This is a genomic window from Agromyces cucurbitae, assembly GCF_058349945.1.
Genome location: NZ_JBYRES010000002.1, coordinates 952,926 through 964,502 on the forward strand (window position 1 = coordinate 952,926; position 11,577 = coordinate 964,502).

Below are 11,577 nucleotides of genomic sequence, written 5' to 3' on the forward strand. Positions count from 1 at the left end.
GCGGGTGCTCAGGTCCAGTCGACCGCGTGCATCCACCCCGCGATGTACGCGCGCTGGTTCTCGTCGAGGCGCACGCCGATGCGCGGCGTCACCCCGGGTTCCAGATCGCAGAGCTCGAAGATGCGTCGCACGACGACGGCGCGCAGCGGCGCCTCGAGGTTCTCCAGGATCTCGCGCCGGAGCGTGCCCTCGAGCATCGGCCACCACAGGCCGATCGGCGGAAGGACGAAGTCGGGGCCGCGGTCCCGACGATTGACGGGCCGGTCGACGATCGAACTCATGGTCAGCTCCTCGCCCCGGCATCCCCGCCGGATGCTCCCGACGCTACGCGCCGGTGCCGGGGCGGGCGAGGGATTGACCGCTCACATCACCGGTGCTACCGCTCGTCGGAGGCAGGGTGCAGGATGGTCGGATGGACCTCCCGGTGATGCCGCCCGTCGCGCCCATGCTCGCCAAGTCGGTGAAGGAGATCCCCGACGTGGGCCACGTCGAGCCCAAGTGGGACGGCTTCCGCACGATCGTGTTCAAAGACGGCGACGAGGTCGAGCTCGGCAGCCGCAACGAGAAGCCGATGACCCGGTACTTCCCCGAACTCGTCGAGGCGCTGCGGCGCGAGCTCCCCGAGCGCTGCGTCGTCGACGGAGAGATCGTGCTCGTGCGCGGCGGCAGGCTCGACTTCGACGCGCTGCAGCAGCGCATCCATCCGGCGGCGAGCCGGGTGAAGCTGCTCGCCGAGGAGACCCCCGCGTCGTTCGTCGCGTTCGACCTGCTCGCCCTCGGCGACGACGACCTCACCGGCACCGCGTTCGGCGAGCGGCGCCGACGGCTCGAGGAGGCGCTGGCCGAGGCATCCGACCCCGTGTTCGTCACCCCGGCGACGGCCGACCTCGACGTCGCGCGCGACTGGTTCACCCGGTTCGAGGGCGCCGGCCTCGACGGCGTGGTCGCGAAGCCGCTCGACGGCACGTACCAGCCCGACAAGCGCGCCATGTTCAAGATCAAGCACGAGCGCACGGCCGACTGCGTCGTCGCCGGGTACCGGTGGCACAAGTCGGGCGACGTCGTCGGGTCGCTGCTGCTCGGGCTCTACGGCGACGACGGCCGGCTGCACCACGTCGGGGTGGTGGCCGCCTTCTCGATGGCGCGCCGGGCCGAGCTCGTCGAGGAGTTCGCGCCGCTCGTCGTCGCGAGCGACGACGAGCTCGCGGCGCACCCGTGGGCGGCGTGGGCCGAGGCGCAGGCGGCTGCGCAGTCGGGGCCCGGCGCGACGCGCATGCCCGGAGCGGTGAGCCGGTGGAGCGCCGGCAAGGACCTCTCGTTCGTGCCGGTCCGACCCGAACGCGTCGTCGAGGTCGCCTACGACCACATGGAGGGCGACCGGTTCCGCCACACCGCCCAGTTCCGCCGGTGGCGGCCCGACCGGGAGGCCGCGAGCTGCACGTACGCGCAGCTCGAGTCGCCCGACGGACTCGACCTCGCGGAGATCCTGCCGCTCGGCCCCTCCGCCGGGTGACGAGGCGCGCCGCGACGTCTCGACGCCTCAGAGCACCGTGCGCAGCCCGGCCGACATCGCGGTGTGGTGCTCGAACACGAGGTTGGTCTCGGTGAGGGCGACGGCGGGGTTCGCCGAGAGGTTCTTCAGCACGAACTGGCGCACGTGATCGCTGTCGCGCACGCGCACGTGGATGAGGAAGTCCTCGGTGCCGCCGAGGAAGAAGAGCTGCGCGACCTCGGGTTCGCGTCGCAGCTCGTCGGAGATCTGCTCCATGAGGTGCCGCGCCCCGGGGCGGATGCGCACGCTCACGAGGGCCTGCAGGTGGTAGCCGAGCGCCGCCGGGGAGATCTCGGCCGTGTAGCGCACGATGACCCCGCGCTCGCGGAGCGACCGCACGCGGGCGAGGCACGTCGACGGCGAGACACCGACCGCGCGCGCCAGCTCGACGTTCGGGATGCGGGCGTTCTCGTGCAGGAGGGCGATGATCTGCCGGTCGATCGCATCGAGCGACACCGCGGCCGGCTCGGTGCCCGGAGCGCTGATCTGCGGTGCATCGGTCATCGCACGCCTCCCTTTCGCATGAATGAATCGACAGGAGCGATTCTACCGAATGATCCACGGTGGTTCTTTCGGAACGGCGAACAACCGGCGACAATATCTGCGACACCCCACACACCATTCGGCCATCGGCCAAAACGGAGCAACCCATGCGCATCGGCGTGCCTGCTGAGATCAAGAACAACGAATTCCGCGTCGCGATGAACCCCGCCGGCGTGCACGCGCTCACGCAGCGCGGCCACTCGGTCCAGATCGAGGCCGGTGCCGGCCTCGGCGCGGGTTACACCGACGCCGAGTACGCCGACGCCGGTGCGACGATCGTCGCCACCGCCGCCGAGGCCTGGTCGAACGAACTCGTGCTGAAGGTCAAGGAACCCATCGCGAGCGAGTACGGCTACCTTCGCAGCGACCTCACGCTCTTCACCTACCTGCACCTCGCCGCCGACCTGCCGCTCACGAAGGCGATCCTCGAGTCGGGCGTCACCGCCATCGCCTACGAGACCGTGCAGCTCGCCGACCGCTCGCTGCCGCTGCTCACCCCGATGAGCGAGGTCGCGGGCCGGCTCGCCCCGCAGGTCGGAGCCGCAGAGCTGCACGCCTCGAAGGGCGGCCGCGGCGTGCTGCTCGCGGGCGTGCCCGGCACCGCGCCGGCCAACGTCGTCGTCATCGGCGGCGGCGTCGCCGGCGAGCAGGCCGCGGCGACCGCGCTCGGCCTCGGCGCCGACGTCACCGTCTTCGACATCTCGCTGCCGAAGCTGCGCGAGATCGACGGCCGCTACCACGGCCGCATCAAGACCATGGCCTCGTCGTCGTACGAGATCGCCCGCGCGCTGAAGACCGCCGACCTCGTCGTCGGCGCCGTGCTCATCCCCGGTGCCGCAGCTCCCAAGGTCGTCACCGACGAGATGGTCGCCGCCATGAAGCCGGGCGCCGTGCTCGTCGACATCGCCATCGACCAGGGCGGCTGCTTCGAGGGGTCGCGCCCGACCACGCACGCCGAGCCCACCTTCAAGGTGCACGACGCGATCTACTACTGCGTCGCGAACATGCCCGGCGCGGTGCCTGCGACCTCGGCGCCCGCGCTCATCAACGCGACCCTGCCGTACGCGCTCAAGATCGCCGACCTCGGCTGGGAGGCCGCTCTCGACGCCGACCCGGCGCTCGCCAAGGGCCTCAACGCCACCGCCGGCAAGCTCACGTACGAGCCCGTTGCCGCGGCGCACGGCCTCGAGTACTCGGCCCGCTGACCGACGAGTCGGGGCGTCACGGCGCCGCGGCGCACGGCCTCGAGTACACGGCTCGCTGAACAGCTGAGTCGTGGATGCCTCGGCCGAGGCATCCACGACCGTGATCGTCACCCCTCGCAGCCGATCGGCCGCCACTGCACAGGCGGCCGCGAGGGGTGCACCAACGTCACCGCCGGCTCGCTCCCGGTCCGGTGGTGACCGGAGGCCCCTCCTCGCGTCTGCGAGGAGGGGCCTCCGTCATTCCCGTCAGGCGAGGCTGAGGAACAGCTTCTCGAGCTCGTCGACGTCGAGCCGGTCGCGCTCGTCGGCGCCGGCCTCCGCCGCAGCGCTCTCGTCGGCGAGGCACTCGCGCATCGCGGTCGAGATGATCGCGAACCCGGCCTTGTCGAGGGCCGACGAGACCGTCGCGAGCCGGGTCACGACGGTACGGCAGTCGGCACCCGACTCGATCGCCTCGATGACCGCGGTGAGCTGGCCGCGTGCGCGCTTCAGCCGGTTCGCGATGCGGCGCTGCTCTTCGGGCGTGCCGTTCACGACGCACCCCCGAGTTCGACCGGCAGGCCTTCGCGGTACCAGCCGACGATGCCGCCGTCGACGTTCACGGCGTCGTAGCCCTGCTGCTCGAGGTAGACGACCGCCTGGGCACTGCGTCCGCCGACGTGGCAGAGCACGTAGACGGTGCGGTCGCGCGGCACCTCGTCGATGCGGGCGACGAGTTCGCCGAGCGGGATGTGGTGGGCGCCGTCGATGCGCGCCTGCTCGAGCTCGGTGCCCTCGCGGACGTCGATGAGATAGGCGTCGGCGGTGGCGTGCACCTCGGCGGGGGAGAGGGATCGCATCTGGGCTCCTTCGTCAGCGGGTCGGTCAGGCGGCGAGGTCGCCGTCGTCGGTGTTGGATGCCGCGGCTGCGGCGAGCTCGCGGGCGCGCATGCCGTCGCGCCAGGTGAGGAAGCCGCCGTCGAGGTTGACCACGTCGTGGCCGAGGCTCGCGAGCAGGCGGGCGGCGGTGTGCGCGCCCTGGCCGACGCGGCAGTGCACGACGACGCGGCGGCCGGCGAAGTCGGCGTGACGCTCGCGCAACGACTCGACGGGGATCCAGACGGCGCCCGGGATGCGGCCCTCGTCGAGCTGCGACTCGGCCCGCACGTCGACGAGCACGGCGCCGCCCGCGAGCTCGGCCTCGAGCTCGTGCCACTGGATGACGCGGTCCTCGCCGCTCGCGAGGTTGCCGGCGATGTAGCCGAGCTGGTTGATCGGGTCCTTCGCGTGGCCGTACTGCGGGGCGTAGGCGAGCTCGAGGTCGGCGAGCTCGGATGCCGCGAGACCCGTGGCGATCGCGGTGGCGAGCACGTCGATGCGCTTGTCGACCCCGTCGGTGCCGACGGCCTGCGCGCCGATGATGCGGTCGCTCGCCGCGTCGACAACGAGCTTGAGCGACATCGGGGCCGCGCCGGGGTAGTAGCCGGCGTGCGACGCGGGGTGCGAGTGCACGACGCGGTGCGCGAGGCCGCGCTCGCGGGCGCGGCGCTCGCTCCAACCCGTCGAGGCGACCGTGAGCCCTGCGGCGTCGACGATCGCGGTGCCGAGCGCGGGCGCGGTGCGCCGCGCGGTGCCGGCGATGACGTCGGCCACGGCCCGGCCGTGCCGGTTCGCGAGCCCGGCGAGGGGTGCGAGCCGCGCCGAGCCGTCGACCGCGTCGCGGAGCTCGGTGACGTCGCCGACCGCGAAGATCGACGGGTCGCTCGTGCGGTGCTCGTCGTCGACGACGATGCCGCCCGTCGGGCCGATGGCGAGACCGGCATCGGCGGCGAGGCCCGCCTCGGGATGCACGCCCATCGCGGCGAACACGATGCCGGCCGCGAGCCGGGTGCCGTCGTCGAGGTCGACGTGGTCGCGCGCGACCCGGCGCACGTCGCGGCCGAGCTCGAGCCCGATGCCCCGGCTCGCGAGGTGATCGGCGACGGGCGCGGCCATCTCGGGGTCGAGCCCGGCGAGCACCTGCCCGCCGCGCTGCACGAGGGTCGTCGGCACCCCGCGCCGCACGAGGTTGTCGGCGAGCTCGATGCCGATGTACCCGCCGCCGATGACGACGGCGGGGGTCGACGCGTCGAGGCGGCCCAGCCGGGCCATGATGTCGTCGAGGTCGTCGAGCGTGCGCAGCACGTGCAGCGGTGCGCCGTCGTCGACGACGTCGGGGCGGCGGGGAGCGGCGCCGGTCGCGAGCACGAGCTCGTCGTAGGCGATCGTCTCCAGACGGCCGCTCGTCAGGTCGCGCACGTCGACGGTCTTCGCGCTGCGGTCGACGGCGATCGCCTCGTGACGCACCCGGGCGTCGATGCCGAAGCGCGCGGCCAGCCGATCGGGCGTCTGCAGCGCGAGGTCGTCGCGCTCGGCGATGACCCCCGACACGTGGTACGGCAGGCCGCAGTTGGCGAACGAGACGGCCCCGCTGCGCTCGAGGACGATGATCTCCCGCTGCTCGTCGAGGCGTCGGAGCCGCGTCGCGGCGGACATCCCTCCGGCGACGCCGCCGACGATGACGGTCGTCCGGGGTCGAGCGTTCCGGCGGGGGGCGGAGTCTGGCTTCTGCTGCACGGGAACGACGGTAGCATGCATACCCTTGGGGTATCCGGGAGAAGCCTGAACGCCGCAGGTACGGCGATGCTCCGAGGATTTCGCGCGTTTCGTCTTAGGGTGTCCGTGTGCAGCGGCTCGATCGGAACCAGGACGACGAGGACGAGATCCTCGGCGACGAGCCCGACGCCGCCGCCGACGAACTCACTCCTGAACCCATGCAACACGACATCACCCGCCCCGAGGGACTCAGCCTCGGCGACCCCGCGCTCGTCGCCGGCAACGTCGCCGAACCCGCCTGGCGCCGCTGGAGCGCCGAGCTCGCCGCGGTCGGCGGGCGGTCGCCGCTCGTGCGCTTCGTCGACACGCCGCGTACGCGAATCGAGCTCTCGACGACGCACCCGGGCGGCCTGCCGCAGTTCATCACCGGCAAGTCGACGCTCCTGTCGAGCCTCATCCGTGACGAGCTCGCGCTGCGCAACGCCAGGCTCGCGGCGACCGAGATCACCCAGAAGGGCATCGAGCTGCGCAGCGTCCGCGGCGTCGAGTCGGTGCACCTCGCGATCGGCCTCGCGTCGTGGCGCAACGGCGGCGAGGAGTTCCTCGCCCCCGTGCTGCTGCGCCCGCTCGCGATCCGCCGCTACGGCAGGGACTTCGAGCTGAAGCTCAAGGGCCAGCCGTTCCTGAACCCCGCGCTCGCCCGCGAGCTCCGCGACCAGTTCCAGATCACCCTCGACGCCGACGCGTTCGTCGCGCTCGCGATCACGAACGGCGTGTTCAAGCCGCAGCCCGTGATCGATCGCCTGCGCGGGCTCACGAGCCACCTGCCGTGGTTCCAGGTCGCCCCGCGTCTCGTGGTGTCGTCCTTCGCCGAGGTCGGGCCCGAGATGGCGATCGACGCCGAACGGCTCGACCACCCCGTGATCGACGCGCTCGCGGGCAACCGGGCCGCGCGTGCCGCCGTCACCGCCGCGCGCGGCGAGCGGGCGAAGCCCGTCGGGCAGGACGAGCGTCCGCCGTCGACCGACACCCTGCTGCTCGATGCCGACCCCGAGCAGGAGCAGGTCATCGCCGAGATCGAGCAGGGCTCCTCCGTCGTCGTGAAGACCCTGCCCGGCACGGGCGGCACCCAGACCATCGTCAACGCGATCGGCGCCCTCGTCGCGGCCGACAAGCGCGTGCTCGTGGTCGGCGCACGGCGTGCAAGCCTCGACGGCATCGCGCACCGGCTCGGCCAGGTCGGACTCGGGGGAGCGGCCGTCACGACGGCGGGTCTCCGCCGCGAGCTCATCCAGTCGATCTCGCGCAACGAGAAGGCCGAGCGCCCGCGCGTGGCCGACGTCGACGATGCGCTCGTGCGACTGCGCAAGGTGCTGCTCGACTACCGGACGGCGCTCACCCGCACCGACCCCGAGCTGCACGTGTCGGTGCTCGACGCGCTGTCGGAGCTGGCCCGGCTCGCCCTACTGCCCGCGCCGCCGTCGACGACGGCCCGGCTGGACCGCGCGGCGCTCACCGCGCTCGCGACGGGCCGCGAGGGCGTCGCACGAGAGCTCGCCCGGGCCGCCGAGCTCGGCGAGTTCCGCTACGGTCCCGGCGACTCGCCGTGGTACGGCGCCTCGTTCACGTCGTCGGCCGAGGCGACGAGCGCCCACGAGCTCGCCAAGCGGCTGAGCGCCGTCGAGGTGCCACGACTCCTCGAGCGCGGCCGCACCCTGATCGCGCAGACGAGGCTCCGCGAGTTCGAGTCGGTGGCCGAGCTCGGCGTTTTCCTGCGACTGCTCCTCGACGTGCGCGAGACGCTCGACCGGTTCCAGCCCTCGGTCTTCGACCGTCCGCTCGGCGAACTGATCGCCGCCACCGCGCCCAAGCGCGAGTCGGGGATGTCGGGCTCGAACCGCCGGCGCCTGCGGCGCCACGCGCTCGAGTTCGTGCGACCGGGCGTGCACGTCACCGACCTGAACGCCGCCCTGCGGGGCATCCAGCAGCAGCGGACGCTCTGGCAGCGCTACTCCGACGCCGGTGCGATACCCGGTGTGCCCGTCGGTCTCGACGACGTCCACGTCGCCTACCAGCACGTCTCGAGCGACCTCGCGACGCTCGACGCGCCGCTCGACCTCGTCGGCACGCCGCGCCAGCTCGGCGCCCGGCCGATCCGCGACCTGGTCGCGACGCTCGCGGGCCTCGCCGCCGACTCCGAGGTGCTCGCGAACCTGCAGGAGCGCACCGCGATCCTCGGCCGGCTCCGCGACCTCGGCCTCGATCCGCTGCTCGTCGACCTCGCCAAGCGCCACGTTCCCGAGCCGAAGGTCGCCGACGAGCTCGAGCTCGCCTGGTGGCAGTCCGTCCTCGAGCAGGTCCTCGCGGGCGAGAAGGCGCTGCTCGGGGCGAACACGACCGTGCTCGACCGCCTCGAGGGGGACTTCCGGCTCGTCGACGAGGCGCACGCCTCGGCCGCCGGCCCGCTGCTCGCCTGGCGGCTCGCCGAGAACTGGAAGGTCGCGCTCGTCGACCACCCCGAGGAGGCGGCCGTGCTCCGGCGCCTGCTCCGCGGCGATCGCCTGCGCGCCGAGGCGCTCGTGACCGAGACGCCCAACCTGTTCCGCGTGCTCGCCCCCGTGTGGCTCGCCTCGCCCTACGAGGTGTCGGCCGTCGACGACCGCATCTCGTTCGACACGGTGGTGCTCGTCGACGCGGGCGCCACGACGATCGCCGAGAACCTCGGCGCCATCCGCCGGGCCAAGCAGGTCGTCGCGTTCGGCGATCCCGTCACGCAGACGCCGACGCTCTTCGAGACGGGCATCGACGACGGCGAGACGGCCCCCGACGCCGGGCACGAGCACGGCGGCGTCGACGCGCTGCACGCCGACTCGGCGCTCGCCCGGCTCGGCGAGCTGTTGCCGACCCTGACGCTCACCCGGAGTTACCGCGCCGGCGGCGAGGACCTCGCCGAACTCGTGAACCGCCGCTTCTACGGCGGCCGCATCGTCTCGCTGCCGTGGGCCGGCAGCTTCCTCGGCCACGGCAGCCTCGGCCTGCACTACGTCTCGGGCAACGGCCTGCCCGACTCGGTGACCGGCACGGTCGAGTCGATCGACTCGGAGGTCGCGAAGGTCGTCGAGCTCGTCATGGAGCACGCCGTCAAGCGGCCGCGCGAGTCGCTCATGGTCATCACCGCGAGCACCCGCCACGCGGCGCGCGTGCACCAGGCGGTGCTCGCCGCGTTCGCGAAGCGCACCGACCTCTCCGACTTCATCCTGAAGGACCGTGCCGAGCCGTTCACGGTGCTGACGCTCGAGCAGGCCGTCGCCCAGAGCCGCGACCGCGTCATCTTCTCGATCGGCTACGGCCGCACCCCGCACGGCCGCCTGCTCTCGAACTTCGGCTCGCTCGGAGAGCCCGGCGGCGACCGGCTCCTCGCCGTCGGCATGACCCGTGCCCGCCGTTCGATGGACATCGTCTCGGCCTTCCGCCCCGACGACATCGACGAGTCGCGGCAGAGCCACGGCGTGCTCGCCCTCGCGAATGTGCTCACGCAGACCGAGGAGCGTGCGGCCGACTCGGGCGAGCGCATGGACGTGGGCTCGATGCTGCGCGACCTCGCCGCCCGGCTCGAGCGGCGCGGCATCCGGGTGAGCGTCGGCTATCGCGGGCGGCTCGCGCTCGCCGCAGCGCACGCGGGCAAGGCGGTCGTGGTCGAGACCGACGACGCGTTCGCGGGACAGAGCCTGCGCGAATCGCTCCGGCTGCGGCCCGATGTGCTGCGGAGGCTCGGCTGGCACTACCTGCGCGTGCACAGCTTCGAGCTGTTCGGCAATCCCGACGCGGTCGCCGCCCGGGTCGCGAGCGTGCTCGGCAAGCCCGACGCGGTCGTCGCGGACGACACCGCGACCGGTCCGGTCGACGTCCGGCCGTGACCGACGACACCGGCGCGACCGGCGAGGCGCCCGAGCCGCGCCAGCGCGTCGAGCGCGCGTCCGGTCGGGCACGCCGGGCGAAGCTCACCCCGGCGCCCGGCTCCGATCCGTCGCCCGAGGCGCCGGTCGCGCCGGCCGCGGGCGAAGGACCCGACGAGTCGACCGGGATGCCGCGGCGGACGTCGCCCGACGACGAGCGCCTGCTGCGCGACCGGCCGCCGCACTGGCGGCGCGACTGACCGCTACTGGTCGCTGTGGCGCCCGGGGCCGGCCGCCGACCCCTGCTCGGCGAGCAGGTCGCGGATCTGGGCGAGCACGGTGAGCTCGGTCTCGGGCTCCTCGGGGTCGGGCTGTCCGGCCTTGCGCTTCGCCTCGGCGCGCTCCTTGAAGTGGTTCATCGGCATGACGAACACGAAGTAGACGACGGCGGCGACGGCGAGGAACGAGATGATCGCGCCGAGGACGGCGCCGAAGCTGAACTTCGTGTCGTCGATGGTGAGCACGAGCGCCTCGTCGAGGCTCTTTGCGTCGAACACGAGGCTGATGAGCGGGTTGATGATGTTCGCGACGATCGAGTTCACGACCGCCGTGAACGCCGCGCCGATGACGACCGCGACGGCGAGGTCGATGACGTTGCCCCGCATGATGAATTCCTTGAAGCCCTTGATCACGGCCTTCCCCCTCCGGTGTCGATACGGACGGGCACCACGCTAGCCGAGGCTCAGGAGGCGGACGAGGAGGCGCCGCCGGTCGACGACGGCTTCGACGAGCCCGACGAACCCGAGCCCGACGAGGACGTCGAGGACGAGGCATCCGACCCGCCCGTGGCGCCGCCGGAGCCGCCGGCCCGCGAATCGGTGCGGTAGAAGCCCGAGCCGTTGAAGGTCACGCCGATCGTGTTGAAGAGCTTGCGCAGTTTGCCGCCGCAGACCTCGCACACCGTGAGTGCGTCGTCGGTGAAGGCCTGGTGGATGTCGAAGGCGTTGCCGCACTCGGTGCAGCGGTAGGAATACGTGGGCATTGCGGTCTCTCGATGGTTCGCGGCGGTGCGCCGGCTCAGAAGGCGATGATGCGGGTGGGGGTCACGACGCCGTTCACCGGCTGGTCGTGCACCTCGCGCGGCACGTGCTCGACGAACTCGCTGTCGAAGACCACGGCGTACACCGGAGGACATTTTCCCATCGAACCGAGGGTCTTGTCGAAATACCCGCGGCCCCAGCCGAGCCGCATGCCGGTCGCGTCGATCGCGGCGGCCGGCACGAGGATGAGGTCGACGTCGTTGATCGCCATCGGCCCCAGCAGCTCGCCCTCGGCCTCGGGCACGCCCGTCGGGCCGAGACGTTCGGTCTCGTCCTCGCCGACGGTCCAGTCGAGCAGGCCGTCTTCACGGGTGATCGGGAAGAGCACTCGGATGCCGCGGCCTTCGGCCCAGTTCACGAACGGACGCGTGTCGGGCTCGGACGGCATCGAGAGGTAGCACGAGATCGACTCCGCCCCGGTCGAGCCGATGAGCTCCTGGAGCCGTGCCGTGAAGCCCTCGGTCGCGTGCGTCCGCTCGTGGAGCGACATGTTCTGGCGGCGCTCGCGGAGCTCCGCGCGCAGGATGCGCTTCTGGACACCGGGATCGTCGGGCATGGCACACATCCTAGGCGGACGGCCGGGAGCCGGAGGGAAGGAGTCCAGCCGGTACGCTGGAGCGCATGACTCAACGCATCACGAAGGCGGTCATTCCGGCTGCTGGTCTGGGTACGCGGTTCCTTCCGGCGACGAAGGCGATGCCGAAGGA

At 72.4% G+C, this 11,577-nt stretch carries 12 protein-coding genes; 4 read left to right on the forward strand and 8 right to left on the reverse strand.

Annotated features, from left to right (window positions below):
- Positions 1-8: 8 nt before the first annotated feature.
- Entirely contained in the window at positions 9-281 is a 273-nt protein-coding gene (locus AC3RJ6_RS11215; RefSeq protein WP_491427125.1) for a hypothetical protein, read from the reverse strand.
- A gap of 131 nt (positions 282-412) precedes the next feature.
- On the opposite strand from AC3RJ6_RS11215, the gene AC3RJ6_RS11220 reads away from it, so the two are divergent.
- Positions 413-1,513, forward strand: a complete 1,101-nt coding sequence (locus AC3RJ6_RS11220) for an ATP-dependent DNA ligase (RefSeq protein ID WP_491427126.1) — start codon at positions 413-415, stop codon at positions 1,511-1,513.
- 27 nt (positions 1,514-1,540) lie between these two features.
- On the opposite strand, the gene AC3RJ6_RS11225 is transcribed toward AC3RJ6_RS11220, so the two are convergent.
- Positions 1,541-2,056, reverse strand: coding sequence for an Lrp/AsnC family transcriptional regulator (locus AC3RJ6_RS11225; RefSeq protein WP_491427127.1), 516 nt, complete (start codon positions 2,054-2,056; stop codon positions 1,541-1,543).
- A gap of 146 nt (positions 2,057-2,202) precedes the next feature.
- Between AC3RJ6_RS11225 and ald the strand changes: the two genes are divergently transcribed.
- Positions 2,203-3,300, forward strand: a complete 1,098-nt coding sequence (gene ald / locus AC3RJ6_RS11230; RefSeq protein ID WP_491427128.1) for an alanine dehydrogenase — start codon at positions 2,203-2,205, stop codon at positions 3,298-3,300.
- A gap of 246 nt (positions 3,301-3,546) precedes the next feature.
- Here the strand turns inward: ald and AC3RJ6_RS11235 are convergent, their stop codons facing one another.
- From AC3RJ6_RS11235 to AC3RJ6_RS11245, 3 genes are read right to left on the reverse strand one after another with little or no spacing between them, the layout of a single operon-like run.
- A complete protein-coding gene (locus tag AC3RJ6_RS11235) occupies positions 3,547-3,834 on the reverse strand; it encodes a metal-sensitive transcriptional regulator (RefSeq protein WP_491427129.1) in 288 nt (95 codons plus the stop codon).
- Positions 3,831-4,139, reverse strand: a complete 309-nt coding sequence (locus tag AC3RJ6_RS11240) for a rhodanese-like domain-containing protein (RefSeq protein WP_491427130.1) — start codon at positions 4,137-4,139, stop codon at positions 3,831-3,833. The genes AC3RJ6_RS11235 and AC3RJ6_RS11240 overlap by 4 nt, the downstream gene beginning before the upstream one ends.
- 25 nt (positions 4,140-4,164) lie before the next feature.
- Positions 4,165-5,895, reverse strand: a complete 1,731-nt coding sequence (locus AC3RJ6_RS11245; protein ID WP_491427131.1) for an FAD-dependent oxidoreductase — start codon at positions 5,893-5,895, stop codon at positions 4,165-4,167.
- A 107-nt stretch (positions 5,896-6,002) separates the two neighbouring features.
- Between AC3RJ6_RS11245 and AC3RJ6_RS11250 the strand changes: the two genes are divergently transcribed.
- Both AC3RJ6_RS11250 and AC3RJ6_RS11255 read left to right on the forward strand, forming a co-directional pair.
- Positions 6,003-9,791, forward strand: a complete 3,789-nt coding sequence (locus tag AC3RJ6_RS11250; RefSeq protein ID WP_491427132.1) for an AAA family ATPase — start codon at positions 6,003-6,005, stop codon at positions 9,789-9,791.
- Entirely contained in the window at positions 9,788-10,030 is a 243-nt protein-coding gene (locus AC3RJ6_RS11255) for a hypothetical protein (RefSeq protein ID WP_491427133.1), read from the forward strand. The genes AC3RJ6_RS11250 and AC3RJ6_RS11255 overlap by 4 nt, the downstream gene beginning before the upstream one ends.
- A 3-nt stretch (positions 10,031-10,033) precedes the next feature.
- On the opposite strand, the gene mscL is transcribed toward AC3RJ6_RS11255, so the two are convergent.
- Genes mscL through AC3RJ6_RS11270 form a run of 3 tightly spaced genes read right to left on the reverse strand, consistent with a single transcriptional unit; the run spans position 10,034 to position 11,426 of the window.
- A complete protein-coding gene (gene mscL / locus AC3RJ6_RS11260; protein ID WP_491427134.1) occupies positions 10,034-10,462 on the reverse strand; it encodes a large conductance mechanosensitive channel protein MscL in 429 nt (142 codons plus the stop codon).
- Positions 10,463-10,512: 50 nt separating this feature from the next.
- Complete coding sequence (locus tag AC3RJ6_RS11265) at positions 10,513-10,812, reverse strand: FmdB family zinc ribbon protein (RefSeq protein ID WP_491427135.1); 300 nt, start codon at positions 10,810-10,812, stop codon at positions 10,513-10,515.
- Positions 10,813-10,847: 35 nt separating this feature from the next.
- On the reverse strand, positions 10,848-11,426 hold the full coding sequence (locus AC3RJ6_RS11270; RefSeq protein ID WP_491427136.1) for a 5-formyltetrahydrofolate cyclo-ligase: 579 nt from the start codon (positions 11,424-11,426) through the stop codon (positions 10,848-10,850).
- Positions 11,427-11,577: the final 151 nt, after the last annotated feature.

Bases quoted from the DNA above. Each gene is read 5' to 3' on its own strand.
- AC3RJ6_RS11215 (WP_491427125.1), bottom strand. From the start codon at position 281: ATGAGTTCGATCGTCGACCGGCCCGTCAATCGTCGGGACCGCGGCCCC.
- AC3RJ6_RS11220 (WP_491427126.1), top strand. From the start codon at position 413: ATGGACCTCCCGGTGATGCCGCCCGTCGCGCCCATGCTCGCCAAGTCG.
- AC3RJ6_RS11225 (WP_491427127.1), bottom strand. From the start codon at position 2,056: ATGACCGATGCACCGCAGATCAGCGCTCCGGGCACCGAGCCGGCCGCG.
- ald (WP_491427128.1), top strand. From the start codon at position 2,203: ATGCGCATCGGCGTGCCTGCTGAGATCAAGAACAACGAATTCCGCGTC.
- AC3RJ6_RS11240 (WP_491427130.1), bottom strand. From the start codon at position 4,139: ATGCGATCCCTCTCCCCCGCCGAGGTGCACGCCACCGCCGACGCCTAT.
- AC3RJ6_RS11265 (WP_491427135.1), bottom strand. From the start codon at position 10,812: ATGCCCACGTATTCCTACCGCTGCACCGAGTGCGGCAACGCCTTCGAC.
- AC3RJ6_RS11270 (WP_491427136.1), bottom strand. From the start codon at position 11,426: ATGCCCGACGATCCCGGTGTCCAGAAGCGCATCCTGCGCGCGGAGCTC.